Origin of the sequence: Halobaculum rubrum (genome assembly GCF_019880225.1) — an archaeon.
GTDB lineage: Archaea > Halobacteriota > Halobacteria > Halobacteriales > Haloferacaceae > Halobaculum > Halobaculum rubrum.
The window spans coordinates 71,303-90,275 of sequence record NZ_CP082284.1 but is presented as its reverse complement, the minus strand read 5'-3'; the positions used below and the strand labels follow the sequence as shown (position 1 = coordinate 90,275).

Sequence of the window (18,973 nt, the reverse complement as noted above, 5' to 3'; positions counted from 1 at the left end):
TGCACATAGAAAGCCATTTTGCCGGCCGTGTTGACCGCACATGTGAATGCCCCTCGCCGACGCGGATCGGGAACTGGTGGAGGCGGAGCTCGGCCGGGAGCCGACCCGGGCCGAGTCCGCCCTGTTCGAAAACCTCTGGAGCGAACACTGTGCGTACCGCTCGTCGCGTCCGCTGTTGGGCGCCTTCGAGAGCGAGTCCGACGACGTGGTGATCGGTCCCGGCGACGACGCGGCCGTCGTCGCGCTCGACGACGAGACGTACGCCACGCTCGGTATCGAGAGCCACAACCACCCCTCGTACGTCGACCCCTTCGACGGCGCCGCGACCGGCGTCGGCGGCATCGTCCGAGACACGATGTCGATGGGCGCGTACCCCATCGCGCTCACGGACTCGCTGTACTTCGGGGGCTTCGACCGCGAACACTCGAAGTACCTGTTCGAGGGCGTCGTCGAGGGGATCAGCCATTACGGCAACTGTATCGGCGTTCCGACGGTCGCCGGCTCCGTCGTGTTCCACGACGGCTACGAGGGGAACCCCCTCGTCAACGTCGCCTGCGTCGGGCTGACGACGCCGGAGCGGCTCGTCACCGCGACCGCGGAGAGGCCCGGCAACAAGCTCGTCCTCGTCGGCAACGGGACCGGCCGCGACGGCCTCGGCGGCGCCTCCTTCGCCAGCGAGGACCTCGCGGAGGACGCCGAGACGGAGGACCGCCCCGCAGTGCAGGTTGGCGATCCGTACGCCGAGAAGCGCCTCATCGAGTGCAACGAGGCGCTCGTCGACGAGGGACTGCTCGTGGCAGCACGCGATCTGGGCGCGGCCGGCCTCGGCGGCGCGTCCTCCGAGTTGGTCGCCAAGGGCGGCCTCGGCGCCGAGATCGCGCTCGACCGCGTCCACCAGCGGGAGCCGAACATGAACGCCATGGAGATTCTGCTCGCGGAGAGCCAAGAGCGCATGGTGTACGAAGTTCGGCCCGAGGACACCGATCGCGTCGCCGAGTTGGCCGAGCGATTCGATCTCGGCTGCTCGGTCATCGGCGAGGTGACCGACGGGAACTACGTGTGCTCGTTCGAGGGCGAGACGGTCGTCGACGCCCCTGCGGAGTACCTCGCCGACGGCGCGCCGATGAACGACCTCGACCGCGAGGAGCCGAGCCAGCCCGATCGCGACCTTCCGGCGCTCGTCGATCCAGACGACGGCGACGGTGGCGAGGATGATGGGGCGCGCGGAACCGTCGACGACGACGCGCTCGCCGAGGCGTTCGAGGCCGTCGTCGGCCATCCGAACACCGCGAGCAAGCGCTGGGTGTACCGGCAGTACGACCACGAGGTCGGCGTTCGAACCTCGGTGCTCCCGGGTGACGACGCCGCGGTGATGGCGATCCGCGAGGCCGAAACCGACGCGGGCGAGCCGCTTGGCCTGGCGCTGTCCTCGGGATCCGAGCCCCGGTGGACCGAGGCGGCGCCGTACGAGGGCGCACGCGCCGTCGCGCTGGAGAACGCCACGAACCTCGCGGCGAAGGGGGCGACGCCGCTTGCGGCGGTCGACTGTCTCAACGGCGGGAACCCCGAGAAACCGGACGTGTACGGCGGCTTTGCCGCCGCGGTGGACGGCCTCGCGGACATGTGCGCGGCCCTCTCGGTTCCGGTCGTCGGCGGCAACGTCTCGCTGTACAACGACTCCGTCGCGGGGCCGATCCCCCCGACACCCACGTTGGCCGTCATCGGGACGAAGGCCGGATTCTCGGCGCCGCCGGCGGCGTTCGACGGCGAAGGGACCGTGCTCGCGGTCGGCGAGGCCGGCGGCGCGCTGGGCGGTTCCGAGTTCCTCGCACAGGCGGGCGGAAGCGACCGGTTCCCCGTGCTCCCGGAGAACGCACCGGCGGTCGTGGAGACGCTCGCGGCCGTCGCCGACCGCGACGGCACGCTCGCGGTCCACGACGTGAGCCACGGCGGCCTCGCGGTCACGCTCGCCGAGATGGTGACCGGCGAGGCGGGCGCGAACGTCGCGCTCGACGACGCGCTCGCGCTGTTCGACGAGACACCCGGCCGCGCGGTGATCGAGACGGCCGACCCCGACGCGGTCCGTGACGCCTTCGATGGCGTCGCGCCGGTCGAGACACTCGGCGAGGCGACCGCGGACGGAACGCTCTCGGTGACGGTCGGCGACGCGGAACTCCGGTACGACGCCGCGTCGATCCGCGACCGCCGCGCGATCATCGAACGCGAGCTGGACTGACGGTCCTGTTCCCGAGACCGATCGCTTCCGTCGCGACGTGGCGGTTCCAGCGGTGTGAAACCGTGAGAATCGAACGAGCGCTTTTTGATTGGGGCGTTGACAATACGTCGTGTCCCTCCGGACGCTCCTCGTCGCCGCCCTCCTGGTCGTCGCCGGCTGTGCGGCTCCCGCGGCGCCGCCGGCGGCCGATAGCGACCCCTCGGCGTCGGATCGGGAGACGATGACCGCGACGGCGCCGAGCCCGCCTGATTCGTCGACCTCTCCGGATTCGCCGATCTCGCCGCCCTCGACCACGGCGTCAGCGACGGCATCGACGGCGTCGCCGCAAGCGCTCGCCGAGAAGTACGACGTTCGCGTCGCTGGCGGATCGCTGCCGGTCGAATACGGCTTGGTGTTCGCTCGCGTGGCGGTCGCGACGGATCGACCCGCGGTCGTGCCGCCGTCGGTCGTCCGTCTCGAGCCGACCGAGTCGATGGAGTTGGGTGGAGCCGAATACGCCGAGTTCTACCGGCTGCTCGGGTTCCGTGTGAGCGAGGATCGCGAGCGCGCGCTCACCGCGGCGGCGTACGTCGCGACGCCCGAGACGGTCGTCGTCAACGAGGCGATCCTCGCGGACGAGGCACGGACGGAGTCGACGCTGGCGCACGAGTCGGTCCACGTCGTTCAGTACCGGACCGACGCGTTCGAACGGCTCGCCGGGACCGCCGCGGCGCCGTCGGGGTCGACCGCCGAGCGGCTGCTGCAGGCGGCGATCGTCGAGGGGGCGGCGACGTACGTGGAGGGAGCGTACGTCCGCCGATACGCGCCGGAGGCTCCGTCGCCGACCGAGTCGCTGCGGACGCGGACGGCCGACGGGTCGCCCGCCGAGCGGCTCGGCGTCGCGCCGTACCTCGCCGGGGCGCGATACGTCGACGCGCGCGTGTCCGGCCCCGGCGAGGTGGGGGCGGTGTACGACGACCCGCCGCGCACCGCCGAGGAGTTGCTCCATGACCGACCGCCGGGCAGCGAGCCCGTTGCCCCGTTGACCGTCCGCGATGCGCCCGAGGACGGCTGGACGAGCGACGCGGACGCGACGGACACCTACGGCGAACTGTTCGTCCGAGTGACGCTCGAAACGGGGGTCGAGGAGGCGACGGCGGCGGACGCCGCACACGGCTGGGGGAACGACGTGCGACGGCGATTCGTCAGGGCCGACGGCGGGGGGGAGGGGTCGGCGCGAACCGGCTACGCGTGGGCGATCCGGTTCGACGACGACGCCAACGCGACGGCGTTCGCGGCGGCGTTCGAGACGTGGCGCGAGGCGCGACCGGCGAACGCGTCGAGGGTCCGGCTCGAGCGCCCCGCGCCGGAGACGGTCGTGCTGCTGCTCGGCGACGAGCGGTTCGTGACGCGCGCCACGGCGTCCGGGAGCGACGGAGCGGTCAGCGTCCGCGTGAACGGAACCGAATGACCCGCAGTTACGGAAGTACGAGGAGAAAGCCCCGTGCTTTAGCGCGGGGATGAATCCGACACCTCTCCCGAAATACCGTCCGAACTACCCAAACCGATGGTTTAACTAACTCATCACCCGACTAACAGCCAACCGAGGCGGCCTGCCCGCCCGCTTAATCGGACAGTATCGGGATTCCCTGATTCCACGCAGAAGGCATCCCCTTCTGCCCGGAACACGGGGTGCAGTCAGCAAACGTATCTCCGAATCCCACGCCGGGATAGGAGTACCGGCTGGGTGGCACAGCCAGTAGCTGTCCGTCGGGATGGCTACAAACCGTAACCATCCCAACCCAGCGGTGCGGTACCGTGGGAATCCTCGCCCTTTCAGCGCGGAGAGGATGTCAAACCAGCACAAGCGGCAGCCCGAAGGCGACGAGGACGCCGACGAGCGCGATGACCGCGCCGGTGACCGCCTTCCCGCTCGTGATCTCCTGCATCGGGGAGGTGACGCGCTCGTAGTCGAACTCCTTGAAGTGGTCGTGGTCGTGGTGGTCGGCCATGGTTCGTGCCCGAAGAGCGTCGCGCTGCTACTTAATCGGTCGTGGTCCGCGTCGGCGGGACAGATCTGCAACACGGCCCGCAGAGTTTTCGTCCGAACTCCTGCACGCGAGTGCATGGTCCCCGGAAGCCGCGCGGCGCTCCTCCGACACGTTCAACGATCGGCACACCGAAACGAGTACGTCGCCGAGGCGGTCTGGTGGTCCGTGTTCGCCTGCTACGCCGTCAGCGTCGCCGCAATCAGCCTCGGCGGCGTCGTCGGCGGGGGATACCTCTACTTCCGGTACGTGCTCCCGACGGTCGCCGCGCGGGTCGAGCCGATGGCGCAGGCGGTGATCGGTCTCGGATACGTGTTCGTGCTGTCCGTCCTGCTCCACTCGATCGTGAGCCGCCTCCGAGCGTGGCTGTACGGCGGGGGCACCGTCGCCGGCTGGAAGCAGTAGCCCGGCGAGCGGTACAGCCGGTCGACGGCTGTCGCCGACGCGACCGCTGTGGCGACGCCCGCGCGGACAGGCGAAACGATGAAACCCGGTTCGGGGCTATCGAAGGTATGACCCTCACCAAGCGGATCATCCCGTGCATCGACGTCGATATCGACGACGACGGGGACGCCGCCGTCTACACCGGCGTCAACTTCGAGAACCTGGAGTACTCCGGCGACCCCGTCGAGATGGCCAAGAAGTACAACGAGGCCGGCGCCGACGAGTTCGTCTTCCTCGACATCACCGCCTCCGCGGAGGGTCGCGAGACGATGCTCGATACGGTTTCGGCGGTCGCCGACGAGTGTTTCATCCCGCTGACCGTCGGCGGCGGCATCCGGACGAAGGCGGACATCAAGGAGACGCTGCGGGCGGGCGCCGACAAGGTGTCGATCAACTCCGGCGCCATCGAGAACCCCGAGCTGATCACCGAGGGCGCCGACGCCTTCGGCAGCCAGTGCATCGTCATCTCCGTCGACGCGCGCCGACGCTTCGACGACGGGGGGGACCACTACGTCGAGGTCGAACGGGAGGACGGCACGACCGAGGCGTGCTGGTTCGAGTGCACCGTCAAGGGCGGCCGGGAGGGTACCGGCCTCGACGTGGTCACCTGGGCGACGGAGGCGGAAGCCCGCGGCGCGGGCGAGCTGTTCGTCAACTCCATCGACGCCGACGGCACGAAGGACGGCTACGACATCCCGGTGACGAAGGCGGTGTGCGACGCCGTCTCGACGCCGGTGATCGCCTCCTCGGGCTGTGGCGGTCCCGAGGACATGGAAGACGTGTTCGTCGAGGCGAACGCCGACGCCGCGCTGGCGGCCAGTATTTTCCACTTCGACGAGTACGGCATCGACGAGGTGAAGCGCTATCTCGACGAGCACGACGTTCCCGTTCGGCTCTGAGCCGGGCGGCGGCCACCGCCGGTCCCGGTCCCCCGTGATTGTGCGGATCAGACACGACCGCTGAACGTTGAACACGCGGGCCGGCGAAGGGCTGAGTATGAGCACGGACAGCGACACCGACATCGACCCCGAGGCCTACGCCGAGCGCGTTCGCGAGGAGCGCCACAAGAAAGACGAGTTCTTCGCCGAACACCCGCGTTCGCCGATCCCGCAGTCCGAGCGTGCGGGGTTCTCCGGGCTGAACTACTTCGACCCGGATCCCGCGTACCGATTCGAGGCGACGTTGCACGGGCACGACGACCCCGAACGGATCACCGTCGAGACGACCCAGGACGGCGCCCGGGAGTACGACAACGTCGGCGAGTTCCGGATCGCCGTCGACGGCGAGGACGTGACGGTCCAGGCGTACCGCTCGCCCGGCGACGAGTACCGCCTGTGGGTGCCGTTCCGCGACGAGACGAACGGCGAGTGGACGTACCCCGCCGGACGGTACCTCGATCTGGAGGATCCGGACGACCGGACCGACGACGGGGACTGGCTGGTGGACTTCAACGAGGCGTACAGCCCCTACTGTGCGTACAGCGAGACCTACGAGTGTCCGCTCGTCCCGATGGACAACTGGCTGGACGTCGAGATCCCGGCCGGCGAGACGCTGCCCGACGAGTAGCGACGGGAAAAACGGCGTGAGAACACGCCGCGAACGACGGGCGCGGCGGGCACGGCGGGCGCGTACCGCCTCAGGCCTCGGCGGCCGCGGTGTCGTCGAAGGCGGCCTCGATCCGGTCGTAAAGGTCCCCGAGACTGTCGGAGATGTCCGTCGAAGCCTGTTCGAGCGCGTCGAGGGGGTCGAGGTCGTCCTCGGTCTTGATCGAGAGGATCGGCTCGGTCTGTCCCCCGGACTGCTCGGGGTTCATGTCGTAGGTCGCGGCGGCGACGCCGTCGGTGTTGAGCAGCTGTCCCTTGAGGACGTTCATGAACGTGTGGTCCTCGCCCGCGATCTCGATGCGGAGTTCCTCGTCCGTCTTGTCGATGACGCGAAGTTCCATTGCCGGTGGGTTCGCCGCAGGCGCGTTTCAAGCTTGTGTTCCGCGGATTCGCGCGTCGCCAGCGGTTCGGCTCGGGTCATCACGGCCGGCGCCCGCGACCCGGCTGGTTACTCGCCTGTCCACTCGACCACGCGGTCGATACCGGGGTCGGGGAACAGCGACGCCACGTCGGGGTCGGTGTCGACGAGGGCGTAGCGGGACCCGTCGCGCTCGACAACACCGGCGCTCGCGAGATGGTCGAGGTGGGCGTACGCCTCGCCCGGCCCGTGGAGCACGTGGATCCCGTGGAGGTCGCCGAACAGCGCGGCGCTGACCTCCCACGGCGTCGACGGGCCGAGGTCGGCGAGCGCGTCGACGACGTTCCCCGTGCGCTCGACGTGGTGCCGGAGGATCGTCGCCGCGCGCCCCGCCGGGTCGTCGATGCGGTCGCGGTGGCCGGGCCACGCGGTTCCGGGGTCGAGGTCGATCAGGGCCAGCAGGCTCTCGACGTAGCGTCCGAGGGGGTCCTCGACGCGGACGTCGGCGCCGCCGACGTTCGGCGTGTACTTCGGGAGGATGGCGTCGCCGACGAACGCCTCGTCGCCGGCGGCGTCGTGGAAGGCGGTGAGCCCCGCCGCGTGGCCGGGGAGGTGGACGGCCTCGAGGGTCCGACCGTTCACCTCGAAGGCGTCGCCGTCGGCGAACGACTTGACGTCGCACGGCTCGCCGCCGAGGTCGGCGTGATCCTCGAGGAACGCGATGAGTTCCGCACGAGTCTCCTCGGGCATCCCCCACTCCCGGAACTTCTCGCGCTGGAGCGTTCGCTCCTCGAGCAGGCTGTCCTCGTCGCCCGCAACGAGAGGGGCGTCGGCCTCGTGGGCGTGGATCGTCGCGCCCGACTCGGCCTGGATGGCGCCCGCGAGCCCGGCGTGGTCGGCGTGCCAGTGCGTGAGGAGGACGCGGTCGACGTCCGCGAGGTCGTGGCCGATATCCGCGAGCCCGGACGCCAACTGCTCGCGCACCTCCGGGAGGGCGACGCCGGCGTCGACGAGAACGAGCTCGTCGGCGTCGCCGCCGTCGGCGGTGCCGTCGAGCACGTAGACGGCGTTGAGCCCCTCGAAAACGGTGTTCGTGAGACGGATCCGTTGCACACCGACCGATGCTCCTCGGCGGACAAGAACTCTTCCGACTCGGAAGGCGCCGGCTGCGGCCCGGGAACCGTCCGAAACATCAGCTAGCTACCATAAAATTTCATCACCGAGAAGCTCGTGCGTTCTCGCGAGTGGTTCCCGAACAGCGCATCGTCCATCCGCCCGGCTGGCCGGCTCGCGACGCCGCGGCCGAGCGCCGTCGGTCCGAGCGATGACGTGGCAGTCCGGACGGTTGCTGCTCGTCGTGCTGGCCGGCGGCCTCCTCGGAGTGCTGGCGGCCGGGCTCGTCTCCGACCGCCTCCGCGGTCTCCCGAGGAAGGCTGTCGCCGCGGCGCTGGCGTCGGTCGGCGCGTGGGCGTCGGCCGCCGCCGTTCGGTACGGCGACGACGGGTCCGAGCGCTCGCGGGCCGCCGCGGCCTCGGTCGCGGTCGACGCCGCGACGGAAGGGGTGATCGTCGTCGACGGGGACGGCGCCGTCGTCGCCTGCAATCCGGCCGCCGCGGACGCACTGGGCTGTACGCGGGAGTCCGCAGTGGGCGGGCCCATCTCGGCGGTCGACTCGGATCTGGCCGCCCTGATCGACGACTCGATCGCCGACAGCGGACGGTCGGCTGCCGTGAACGCCTCCGAGCCCGCCCGGCTCCTGACGGAGGACGCGGTCGGCGGGACAGGCGCGGCCGGGACAGCCGAGGCATCCGGAGCTGCAAGACGGAGAACGCATCTCACCGACGCGACCGGCGAGGGCAATCTTCACTACGAAGTTCACGTCAGTTCGTTCGACCGACCCGAGCTCCACGGACGGGTCATCACACTGCGTGACGTCACCGACAGACACCGACTGCGTCGGCGGATCGGCGTGTTGAACCGGCTGCTTCGACACGACCTTCGAAACGAGATGAACGTCGTCCTGGGGTACGTCGAACGGATCGACGAGCGGCTCCGGGAGCAAGCAGGTCAGGGGGATCCAAGCGGCGAAGACGGGGTGGCGGTCGCGCTCGACCGGATCACCGGCGCCGCGGAGACGATGCTCGACCGCGCCGAGACCGTTCGTCACATCGAGGCGACGCTGGACGTGGAGGAGTCGGCGCAAACACGTCTCGACGTCGTCGGGCTGGTCCGCGCACAGGTGGACGGGCTGGAGCTAGCGTATCGCTCCGTCGAGCCACAGGTCACCGTCGACGCCCCGGACGCCGCGTGGATAACCACGACCGGACTGGTCGACACCGTGTTCGACAACCTCCTCGAGAACGCGGTCGAACACAGCCACCGCGAGCGCCCGACCATCGAGATCACCGTCACGGAGTCGGCCGACCGTGTCGCCGTGACGGTCGCCGACGACGGTCCGGGGATCCCCAGTCAGGAGCTGCGGACGTTCCGGACCGAAGCCGAGACGGCGGTCACCCACTCCTCGGGACTGGGGCTGTGGCTCGTCGTGTGGATCACTGAGGCGTCCGGCGGGCGAGTCTCCTTCGACGTGGACGAGACGGGGACGGCGGTCACGGTAGAGTTCCCGGCGGCCGACCCGCCGGAGTGATCCGTCCGTGCGCGGTTCGGGTCGACATGACGGCCGACAGAGCGGTGGCCGCCCCCGGCGGCGCTCACCGAACGAGGTACGGGTCCGAGCCGGCGATGAACCGGCCGAGGTCCGACTCGCGGCGGTAGTCCGTGGCGCGAAGCGTCGCGAGCGCGTCGATCAGCCGGTCCGCGTGCGCGGACCCGGCCGTGTCGCCGGCGTCGGTCCCAGCGTTCGTTTCGGTCCACTCCGCGGGGTCTTTGATCGGGACGACGAGCCAGCCGGAGCCGCGGATCTCGCGCCCGTGGAGGTCGTCCATCCGTATCTGGGTCTTGTGCGCCTGCGCCGTGTACTGCTCCAGCACGTGCCGTGTCGCGCGCTCGCCCACCGGGAACAGCACGTGAGCCGCGATGGCGCGCACTTCCGCGTCGAAGAACCGCTCCATGTCGTCGTACGACGCCGGCGTCGGCGTTCTCTCCGGACCGAGTCGCTCACCCGCCGCCTCGCACATGTGGAGATACGAGAAATACGTCGAGTCGACCGCCGGCGCGTCGCCGGCCGCCTCGAGCAGTCCGGCGCGGACCAGCGCATCGAGGAGTCGGTCGCCGGCGGCTGTGCCGGTGAACGGAACACCCGTTTCGAGCCCGCCGTGGACGCCCGGATGGTCCCCGATGACGTGGAAGTCGGCGTTCGCGTCCCCGTATCCGGGAACGAACCGATCGCACTCGGGAGACAGTCCGAACGGATTCGACACGCGATCGGTGACGTTCTTCACGACGTCTCGTAGGGCGCGAGCGGGGCAAACCCGTTTCGGTCCCGATCGACGGAGTCCAGACGGAGCCGACGAACCCGCGGGCGAGCGACGGGGGCCCCGGCCGGAACGTCAGGTGGATCCGTGCCGGGGTGCAGCGTGCGGCTCGCTACAGCTCGACGCCCGGAGGGATGAGGCTCTCGTGGCGAAGCAGGTTCCCCTCGGCGTCGTACACGAGGAACGTCTCCTTCTCGTAGGCGACGACGGATTCGCCGTCGACGTCGATCTCCACGCGGTAGCGGCCGTCGCCGTCGCTGGCGCGGCCGTACTCCCGGGCCGCGCGGATGAACCTGAGCACGTCGGCGGCGGATTCGTTGAGTTCGAGGACGAAATCGCCCGTGTGGCGGTTCGTCACGCCGACGACTCCGGTCGCGTCCGGGTCGCGCTCGTGATCGGACTGCAGTCGGAACGCCACGTCGGTCTCTCCGGCGTCGAGCAGTTCGCCGTCGGTCCCGGTGAGACGCTCCCGGAGGGGATCCGCCGGACCGTGAAAGTCGATGTACACCTGCGGCTTCGCGGGCTCGGCGTCGGTCTCGACCCAGTCGATGTGCTCCACAGCCAACTCGAAGTAGTCGCGCCTCATTCCGTACGCAGCCGTAGGGGATCTGTGTGTAAGTACGTAACGCCCCTGACGGCGCCGGATCTCCGGAGCGGCCGCCAGCCACCGTCGGCGGTCCAATCGATTTATCCCGGCTCGCCGTGCTCCGAGGTACATGGTCTGGGTCCGGTCCGAGTACGCGGGAGAACTCGCCGTCCTGTCCACGTGGGTCGCGGCCCTGCTCCCGTGGAACGTGTTCTACGGCGCCGTCTCCGGCGGGTCGGTGCTGTTCGTCCGCTTTCCGCTGGTTCAGATCCGCTACGCGTTCGGGCTCCCGTTCGTTCGCGCGACGAGCGTCTCCTCGCCCGTCTCGGCGTACCTGCTCCAGTCGGGGACCTCCGTCCAGGTCGCGTACGCCGCGTGGCTCGTCGGCGCGGCCGTGTACCTCGTCGCGCTCGGGGTCTCCGTGTACTACTACCGCGAGGAGGAGCGAGCGGAATCATGGGCCGCAGACCCGGTCGACGTGCTGGGCGGTCTACTCGTCACGTCGGCGCTGTTGTTTCTCGTCGCCTCAGTGCTGTTCCCCGAGCGCTTCCTGGGGATCGGGGTCGGCGTCGGCGGCGGGCTCCCGGGCGTGTCGCTGCCGATCGGTGCGGTCCTCCAACTGGTGCTCGGCGTCGTGCTCCTGCGCGCGGAGCGGGTGAACTGAGCGCGCGTCGGCACCCCGGGAAGGCGCGTCGCCGGGGACCGAGCCGCCGTGGGGCCGTGCACGGTCCCGACACTGTGGCGCTTGGTGGTGAACTTAAGTACCGGACTTCCCTACGACCTGCAGTAACCGATGTCGGGGGACGCCGCAGATACGACGGCCGACGACCGCCCCCTGTCGACGCTCAGGCGGCGCCTCGCGCGAACGCTCGAGGTGCTCCGCGGCGCCGACCTCGAGGTCCGGCCGTTTCTCCCCGGGGAAGACGGGCCGCTGGCGTCGTTCGACCCGCCCCCCGACCACGACGAGGTCGAGCGCTACTGGGTGAACGCGCCGTACGCGTACGTCGTCGTCACGTACGACACGGAGTCGGACAACCACGTGTACCACGTCGTCGAGCCCGAACTCGACGACTTCGAGTTCGACCTGCTCGGGCGGATCGTCGAAGACATCCGCGACCCGCTGTTGTACCGCGAGGACCCGGGCGAGGCGGACGACGACCGGCTTCGCGACGAGCTGGCGGCGCTGCTCGAACAGTACGGCGTCGACGCGTCGATGCGGACGTTCCACAGTCTGCTGTACTACCTGCGGCGTGATTTCAGGGGATACGGAAAGATCGACGCGCTCCTGTCGGACCGGCACATCGAGGACATCTCCTGTGACGGCTACGACCTCCCGATCTTCGTCTACCACGACGAGTACACCGACATCGAGACGAACGTCGTGTTCGGGGCGGACGAACTGGACAACTTCGTTATCAGACTGGCCCAGCGGTCCGGCCAGCACATCTCCGTCGGCGACCCGATCGTCGGGACGACGCTGCCCGACGGGTCACGCGCCGAGCTCGCGCTCGGCGAGGAGGTCACGCCCCGCGGCTCGGCGTTCACCATCCGCCAGTACGCGGAGGAGCCGTTCACGCCGATCGACCTGATCGAGTACGGGACGTTCTCGATCGAGCAGATGGCGTACTTCTGGCTGTGCATCGAGCACAACAAAAGTCTCATCTTCGCGGGCGGCACCGCGTCCGGGAAGACCACCTCGATGAACGCGGTGTCGATGTTCATCCCGCCGCGCTCGAAGGTGCTCACCATCGAGGACACACGCGAGCTGTCGCTGTATCACGACAACTGGCTCTCGTCGGTGACCCGCGAACGGCTGGGGGAAGGCGAGGACATCGACATGTACGACCTCCTTCGCTCCGCCCTCCGCCACCGGCCGGAGTACATCATCGTCGGGGAGGTTCGTGGTGAGGAGGCGCTCACCCTGTTCCAGGCGATGAACACCGGACACACCACGTTCTCGACGATGCACGCCGACTCCATCGAGACCGTGATCAACCGCCTGGAGAACGAGCCGATCAACGTCCCGCGGTCGATGGTTCAGTCGCTGGACCTGCTGTCGGTGCAGACGCTCGCCCGCTTCGACGGCGGACGCGTGCGCCGCGCGAAGACCGTCGGCGAGATCGGCGGCATCGACCAGCGAACCGGGGAGCTGGACTACTCTTCGGTGTACTCGTGGGACGCTGAAACGGACAGCTTCGCCAGTCGGGACTCGGCGCTGCTCGACGAGATCCAGTCCGAGCGAGGATGGAGTCGTTCGGAACTGCTGTCGGAGCTTCGCGATCGGCGGCAGTTCCTCGAACACCTCCAGGAGCACGGCGTCACCGACTATCGGCGCTTCACCGCGCTCGTGAACGAGTACTACGCCGACCCCGATCGCGTCATGGAACGGTTCGACGCGGCCGAACGCGGTCCGGACGACGAGACTGCGGACGACGAGACGACGCTCGAGGAGAACGTCCGCGACGAGGCGGCCTCGGACGAGCAAGTTACCGACGATCCGGACCCCGGCAACGGGGGCTGACCCATGGAGCTGTCGTTCCTCCCGTTGGTAGGCGCGCTCCTCCTAGTGATGCCGATCCTCGCCGGGACGGTGAATCGGGAGGCGGATCTCGCAGTCACTCGGCTTGCCGTCAACGCGTTCGGCGACTACGTGACCACCGACCGGCCCCGAGCGGGCCGCCAACGCGACCGGCTACGGGCGGCACACGTCGGCGTCACTCATCGCTTATACGCGTCGAAGACGCTGTTGTACACCGCCGTCGCCGGCGTCTCGGGGAGCGTCTTCGGCGTGTACATCGCCGCGGGAGCGCTGGCGCTGCTCCGGGTCAGCGGAGAAGCGATTCGGGCGGCGTTGCCCGCCGCACTCGGCTTTTTTGCGGGTCTCACGCGGATCGGAGAACTCGGCGTCGCCGAACTGTTCCCGCTGTTGATCGTGTCGTCCGCGACGGTTGGCCCCGGGTCGGCCGTCAGCGTGTATTTCTTCCGGTGGCAGATCCTCGACCAGCGGGCTCACGCACGGGCGAGCCGGATCGAAGCGACGCTCCCTCGAACCGTCGCGTTCGTGTACGCGCTGTCGCGCTCGGGGATGGAACTCCCCGTCGTGTTGGAGACGCTGTCGCACAACGAGGAGGTGTACGGCGAGGCCGCCCGCGAGTTGGGCGTCGCCGTTCGCGACATGAACACGTTCGGGACGGACGTGCTCACCGCACTCGAAGACATGGCCGAACGGACGCCCTCCCAGAACATGGCCGAGTTCGGGGAGAACCTCGCGTCAGTGCTCGGCAGCGGCCAAGAGCTCTCGGCGTTCCTGCACGACCAGTACGAGCGGTACCAGGAGGAGGCCGAGTCCCAGCAGGAGCAGTACCTCGAACTCATCTCGACGTTCGCGGAGGCGTACGTGACGGTGCTCGTCGCCGGGCCGCTGTTTTTCATCACGATCCTCGTCGTCATCGGGATGGTCCTCTCGGACACGCTCCCCGTGTTGCGCGCGGTGGTTTATCTCGCGATCCCGCTCGCGAGCTTCGGCTTCGTCGTCTACATCGACTCGATCACTCGGTCGACGAACGACACGCTCGTGGTGGATCAGTCGGTCGGAGACGCACGGGTTCACACGGTGACCGCATCGGACGTCGCCGGGTCCGGCGGTGGCTCCGACGCTCGGACGGACGGCGGCGCGGTGGGCCTCGACGGTGCCGCGACCGCGGGCACCGATCGGTGGGCCGCAAGCAGGGAACGCCTGGCCGCGTACGACCGGCTGGAAGCGGTGCTCGACGCCGCGAACCGCCCCGCCGAACTCCTCCTCCAGCGGCCGACCCTAACCGCGCTGATCACTGTTCCGGCCGGCCTGTGGTGGGTGTGGCTGCGGACGCCGGCGCTTCCGCTCCGGCCGCTCCCGTTCGCCCGGGCCGTCGATTCGCCGGCTATCGAAGCGACGCTGGTGGTGCTTGCGGCCTACGGTCTCGCCTACGAGATCGAGAAACGGCGGATACGGGCGATCGAACGCGCGGTTCCGGACTTCCTCGATCGGATGGCGAGCATCAACGAGGCCGGCGTGAGCGTCATCGGGAGCCTGCGCCGGCTCACCGGCTCTGACCTCGGCGCACTCACACCGGAGATCGCGCGGACCTGGCGGGACGTGGAGTGGGGAGCGACCGTCACGACGGCGCTCGATCGGTTCCGCCAGCGGGTCCGTTCGCCGATGGTGTCGCGTGCGGTCGCGCTCGTCACGAACGCCGTCGATGCGAGCGGTGACATCGCGCCGGTTCTCGCGATCGCGGCAGACGAGGCGCGCTCGACGCGGCGGCTCCGCAGGGAGCGCCGGCAGGTCATGGTGACGTACCTGCTCGTGATCTACGTCTCCTTCGCGGTGTTCCTCGGCATCATCGCGGCGCTGACGGTGGCGTTCATTCCGGCCGTCGAGGGGGCGCAGCTGTCGTCGCCCGGCGGCGTCGCCGGCGTCTCGACCGGCGTGTTCGAGGGGATGGGCGGCGTCGAGACCGACAGCTACGTCCTGTTGTTCTATCACGCCGCGGCGATCCAGGGGGTCGCGTCGGGGCTCATCGCCGGACAGTTAGGGGAGGGGAGCGTCAGCGACGGCGTGAAACACGCGACCGTAATGCTCCTGCTCGCGTACCTCACGTTCGTGGTCGTCGGATGACGCCGAACGACTCACACCGTCGGATGGCGACCGACGATCCGGGCTCGCCGACACGGGCCACCGCGTCGACGTACGATCGCATCGCCGGCCACTTCTCGAAGACGCGCGAGCACGCTTGGCCGGAGGTGGGGTCCTTCCTCGACGGGCGTTCCGGGACGGTCGGGCTCGACGTGGGGTGCGGGAACGGTCGTCACTGCGAGCCGCTCGGCGATCGGGTCGAGGAAACCGTGGGCGTGGACGTGAGCGAGGAACTGCTGCTCGAAGCGCGAGCACGAGCCCGCGAGCGCGGGTACGACCCGGGCGTCTCGTTCGTCCGCGGCGACGCCGCCGCGCTCCCCGTCGCCGACGGCCGAGTCGATCTGGCGGTGTACGTCGCCGCGCTCCATCACCTCAGACCGCGCGAGCGACGCGTCGCCTCGCTGTCGGAACTCGCCCGGGCGCTCGCACCCGACGGACGGGCGCTGGTGAGCGCGTGGAGCACCGCCCACGACCGCTTCGACGCCGACGCGGACGCCGAGGTCGGGTTCGACACGACGGTCGACTGGACCCTCCCCGGCGGGGAGCCGGTGCCGCGGTTCTATCACATCTACGCGCCGCGAGAGTTCGATGCCGATCTGGCGGCGAGCGACCTCCGGCCCGTCGACTCGGTCGTCTCCAGCGGTAACTGCTATGCGGTCGTCGCGCCCGAGCGAGCCGCGGGCGGGAATCCGGACTGACAACACGGAGTGTGAACGCGTCACGGGTGGATACCCTGGCCGCACGACCGGACGCGTTTTTATACATGGGCCGGTCCAACACGCAAGTAGATGACCACGAACGACGAGTTCGACTACGATGTGACGGTTGTCGGCGGCGGTCCGGCGGGACTGACGAGCGCGCTGTACGCGACTCGGCTCGGCCTCGACACGCTCGTCGTGAACCGCGGCGGCGGCCGCGCTGCGATGATGCGCGACACCCACAACGTCATCGGCGTTACCGAGGAGACCTCGGGCAACGAGTTCCTCAGGACCGCACAAGAGCAGGTGCAAAGCTACGGCGGGGAGTACCGCCGCGGCTTCGTGGAGGACGTCGAGGCGATCGATGGGGGGACCGTCGACGGCGACGGGGACGAGCCCGACGAGCGCACCGTCGGGTTCCGCGTCGACATCGGCGACGAGGCGCTGACGACGCGCCGGGTCGTGCTCGCGACCGGCTTCTCAGACGAGCGGCCCGACCCGCCCCTGCCGCGGACCGGAATGGGACTCCACTACTGCCTCCACTGTGACGCCTACATGTTCGTCGACGAGCCGGTGTACGTGATGGGGACGGGCGACTCGGCCGCGCACGTCGCGATGATCATGCTCAACTTCACCGACGAGGTCGACGTGCTCCTTCGCGGCGGGGAGCCCGACTGGTCGGACGACACTGCGGAGCTGATCGAGAACCACCCGATCGACGTGATCTCCGAGGAGGTCGTCGGGATGAGCAAGGACGACGACGGCTGGCTCGAGAGCTTCGAGTTCGAGGACGGGACCGTCCGCGAGTACAAGGGCGGCTTCCCGATGTACGGCTCGAACTACAACACGGAGTTGGCGGACGCGCTCGGACTGGATCGCGAGGACTCCGGCGAGGTCGCCGTCGACGACCACGGGCGAACCTCCGTCGAGGGCGTGTACGCGGTCGGCGACCTGACCCCCGGCCACAACCAGATCCCGGTCGCGATGGGCGCGGGCGCCAAGTGCGGCATCGCGATCCACATGGACCTGCGCGCGTTCCCACGTTCGGCCGACGAGATCGACGAGCTGGGGTCCGTCGACGAGAGCGAGGTACCGGCCATCTCGCCCGAACTCATGGCGACCGCCGTCGCCCACGAGGGGCACGCGGCGGGCCCGCGTGAGGACGCCGCGGGCGCGGCGACCGACGAGGCGGCGGCCGACGACTGATTCCCCATCCCCCGCGCCGGTCCACGCCGACGGAAACGGTAAACCCCTTATTCCCCCACCGAGTACGTGGGGGTACCCTCGGTGCGCCGGTGGTGAGCGAATCCGGACGGATTCGCGAGGTACGGCGCGCGAGGAACACAGTGACGAGCGCGCCGGTGGTCTAGCTGGTATGACTTTGGCCTTCCAAGCCAACGACCGGGGTTCAAATCCCCGCCGGCGCATCTTCTGCCGAACGAAGTGAGGCGAAGCCCACTCGCGATTTCACGTCGACAGCGGCGGCGCCACGCTCAGTCGTCCGCCGGGTCGGGGTCCGTCCCGTCCACGACCTCGGCCTCCCGTGCCGACGCCCGGCGGAACACGACCCAGAAGACGGCCGAGGCGACGACGATGAACCCCGCCGCCGTGTAGAACGCGGCGCTCGTGGAGACGTACTGCTTGATGACGCCGATGCCGACCGGTCCGGCGACCTGGCCCACCTTCCACGAGATCGACCTGAGGCTCATCGCGGAGGCGACGGAGTCGTAGCGTTCGCCCTCCTCGACGAACAGCGACATCGACGCCGGCAGGCGGATGGAGTCGGCGACGCCGAGCACCATGTACGCCCCGAAGAGGCTGAAGAACGCGCCGCCGAGCACCTGTTCGCCGCCGAACGCGACGAACCGGACGGGGTCGATCGTCCCCTCGAAGTAGTAGCTCAGCGGGATGAGCGCGGTGCCGATACCGTACAGGAACGCGCCGGCCACGACGAAGTACTCCTTGTTGCCGACACGGTCGGAAAGATCGCCGACGTACCCCTGGGTAACCGACTTCGTGAGCTTCCCACCCGCGAGGATCCAGCCGATCGCGAACGCGGTCGTGCCGAACTCGGTTCGTGCGAGGATGGGGAGGAAGATGATGACGGCCATCTTGCCGACAGAAAACGCGAGCCGGAAGACGACGAGCGCGCGGATCATCGGGAGGTCAAGCAGCGCCTTCAGCGTCGCGACGCCGCCGCCGGCGTCGTTCTCAGTGCCGCCGCCGGGGTCGTCCCGGAGGTTGACGAGCACGAGGACGAACGCCAGGATAGTGACTCCCGTGAGGACCACGTAGGTGAACGTGTAGCCCTCGGCGAACAGGAGGTAGCCGCCGACCACGTCGCCCGCGAGGCTGGAGAACGCCGCGACCTGATTGTACGACCCCAGCCACCGGCCGTTCTCGTTGTCCGGGGCGATATGACCGACGACGGTCGAGCCCGTGATCCAGAGCACGGACGCGCCGACGCCCTGAAGCACTCGAACGAGGATCACGTGGGTCGCGCTCTCCACGAGCATGAACCCGAAGAAGACGACGACGTTGATCGCGAGCCCGAGCAGGAGCCAGTGTTTCGCGTTGCTCGTGTCGACTTTCCGGCCGAGCGGGAGGACGATGAGCAGCTGGACGACGGCGAAGGCGGTACCGAACAGTCCCTCGACCGTGCCGGTGGTTCCGAAGTCCTCGGCGTACAGCGCCAGCGCGATGAGCAGCGTCGAGTACGCCTGGCTCCGCGCGAACGCCGTGCCCGCCAGCGCCGAGAACTCCTTGTCGCGCAACAGCGCGACGGAGCTTCCGAACTGCGCCACTGTTACGTTCCGAAATACACAGGGTGCGCTTAAATTCCCTCATCCCGGCCGGCGACGGGGTGTTCCCGCACGGTGGCGGCTCCGACACGAACCGCAGAGAAGACGCT

General features: G+C 69.2%; 17 protein-coding genes and 1 tRNA gene. 12 read left to right on the top strand and 6 right to left on the bottom strand.

All coding sequences use genetic code 11. The features are described 5' to 3' along the window. The first annotated feature begins 46 nt into the window (after positions 1-46). Positions 47-2,236 carry a phosphoribosylformylglycinamidine synthase subunit PurL gene (gene purL, locus K6T25_RS00510; protein ID WP_222915646.1) on the top strand — a complete coding sequence of 730 codons (2,190 nt, stop codon included), beginning with the start codon at positions 47-49 and terminating at the stop codon, positions 2,234-2,236. Between the two features lie 109 nt (positions 2,237-2,345). Beyond that, the gene (locus K6T25_RS00505) at positions 2,346-3,686 is read left to right on the top strand and encodes a hypothetical protein (RefSeq protein WP_222915644.1); all 1,341 of its coding nucleotides are present in this window, start codon (positions 2,346-2,348) and stop codon (positions 3,684-3,686) included. A gap of 382 nt (positions 3,687-4,068) precedes the next feature. Here K6T25_RS00505 and K6T25_RS00500 read toward each other — a convergent pair whose 3' ends face one another. Then, positions 4,069-4,227, bottom strand: a complete 159-nt coding sequence (locus tag K6T25_RS00500; protein ID WP_222915642.1) for a DUF7550 family protein — start codon at positions 4,225-4,227, stop codon at positions 4,069-4,071. A 114-nt stretch (positions 4,228-4,341) separates the two neighbouring features. Here K6T25_RS00500 and K6T25_RS00495 point away from each other — a divergent pair, with 114 nt between their 5' ends. The 3 genes from K6T25_RS00495 (at position 4,342) to K6T25_RS00485 (ending at position 6,273) form a co-directional block, all read left to right on the top strand. Next, positions 4,342-4,668 carry a hypothetical protein gene (locus tag K6T25_RS00495; protein ID WP_222915640.1) on the top strand — a complete coding sequence of 109 codons (327 nt, stop codon included), beginning with the start codon at positions 4,342-4,344 and terminating at the stop codon, positions 4,666-4,668. A 107-nt stretch (positions 4,669-4,775) separates the two neighbouring features. Next, entirely contained in the window at positions 4,776-5,606 is an 831-nt protein-coding gene (hisF, locus tag K6T25_RS00490; RefSeq protein WP_222915638.1) for an imidazole glycerol phosphate synthase subunit HisF, read from the top strand. A 97-nt stretch (positions 5,607-5,703) separates the two neighbouring features. Then, on the top strand, positions 5,704-6,273 hold the full coding sequence (locus tag K6T25_RS00485) for a DUF1684 domain-containing protein (RefSeq protein ID WP_345778226.1): 570 nt from the start codon (positions 5,704-5,706) through the stop codon (positions 6,271-6,273). Between the two features lie 70 nt (positions 6,274-6,343). Here the strand turns inward: K6T25_RS00485 and K6T25_RS00480 are convergent, their stop codons facing one another. Together K6T25_RS00480 and K6T25_RS00475 are read right to left on the bottom strand one after the other, a co-directional pair. Continuing rightward, positions 6,344-6,652, bottom strand: a complete 309-nt coding sequence (locus tag K6T25_RS00480) for a DNA-directed RNA polymerase subunit L (RefSeq protein ID WP_222915636.1) — start codon at positions 6,650-6,652, stop codon at positions 6,344-6,346. 107 nt (positions 6,653-6,759) lie between these two features. Beyond that, positions 6,760-7,782: an MBL fold metallo-hydrolase gene (locus K6T25_RS00475; RefSeq protein WP_222915634.1), complete on the bottom strand. Its 1,023-nt coding sequence runs from the start codon at positions 7,780-7,782 to the stop codon at positions 6,760-6,762. 211 nt (positions 7,783-7,993) lie between these two features. Between K6T25_RS00475 and K6T25_RS00470 the strand changes: the two genes are divergently transcribed. Beyond that, positions 7,994-9,316, top strand: coding sequence for a sensor histidine kinase (locus K6T25_RS00470; protein WP_222915632.1), 1,323 nt, complete (start codon positions 7,994-7,996; stop codon positions 9,314-9,316). 64 nt (positions 9,317-9,380) lie between these two features. Here the strand turns inward: K6T25_RS00470 and K6T25_RS00465 are convergent, their stop codons facing one another. Together K6T25_RS00465 and K6T25_RS00460 are read right to left on the bottom strand one after the other, a co-directional pair. Beyond that, positions 9,381-10,070, bottom strand: coding sequence for a uracil-DNA glycosylase family protein (locus tag K6T25_RS00465; RefSeq protein ID WP_222915631.1), 690 nt, complete (start codon positions 10,068-10,070; stop codon positions 9,381-9,383). Between the two features lie 145 nt (positions 10,071-10,215). Continuing rightward, positions 10,216-10,689 carry a DUF5793 family protein gene (locus K6T25_RS00460; RefSeq protein ID WP_222915629.1) on the bottom strand — a complete coding sequence of 158 codons (474 nt, stop codon included), beginning with the start codon at positions 10,687-10,689 and terminating at the stop codon, positions 10,216-10,218. Between the two features lie 130 nt (positions 10,690-10,819). Here K6T25_RS00460 and K6T25_RS00455 point away from each other — a divergent pair, with 130 nt between their 5' ends. The 6 genes from K6T25_RS00455 to K6T25_RS00430 all read left to right on the top strand — a co-directional run bounded on the left by K6T25_RS00455 (position 10,820) and on the right by K6T25_RS00430 (position 17,489). Continuing rightward, positions 10,820-11,353, top strand: coding sequence for a DUF7549 family protein (locus tag K6T25_RS00455; protein WP_222915627.1), 534 nt, complete (start codon positions 10,820-10,822; stop codon positions 11,351-11,353). A 129-nt stretch (positions 11,354-11,482) separates the two neighbouring features. Further along, entirely contained in the window at positions 11,483-13,210 is a 1,728-nt protein-coding gene (locus tag K6T25_RS00450) for a type II/IV secretion system ATPase subunit (protein ID WP_222915625.1), read from the top strand. Between the two features lie 3 nt (positions 13,211-13,213). Next, positions 13,214-15,346, top strand: a complete 2,133-nt coding sequence (locus K6T25_RS00445; RefSeq protein ID WP_222915623.1) for a type II secretion system F family protein — start codon at positions 13,214-13,216, stop codon at positions 15,344-15,346. After that, positions 15,343-16,062 (top strand): class I SAM-dependent methyltransferase, encoded by a 720-nt coding sequence (locus K6T25_RS00440; protein WP_425600876.1) that lies wholly within the window; start codon positions 15,343-15,345, stop codon positions 16,060-16,062. Before K6T25_RS00445 ends, K6T25_RS00440 begins: the two co-directional genes overlap by 4 nt. Positions 16,063-16,152: 90 nt before the next feature. Continuing rightward, on the top strand, positions 16,153-17,268 hold the full coding sequence (locus K6T25_RS00435) for an NAD(P)/FAD-dependent oxidoreductase (protein ID WP_222915621.1): 1,116 nt from the start codon (positions 16,153-16,155) through the stop codon (positions 17,266-17,268). 149 nt (positions 17,269-17,417) lie between these two features. Next, positions 17,418-17,489: transfer RNA gene (locus tag K6T25_RS00430), tRNA-Gly, on the top strand. 66 nt (positions 17,490-17,555) lie between these two features. On the opposite strand, the gene K6T25_RS00425 is transcribed toward K6T25_RS00430, so the two are convergent. Beyond that, positions 17,556-18,866, bottom strand: coding sequence for an MFS transporter (locus tag K6T25_RS00425; RefSeq protein ID WP_222915619.1), 1,311 nt, complete (start codon positions 18,864-18,866; stop codon positions 17,556-17,558). Positions 18,867-18,973 lie beyond the last annotated feature (107 nt).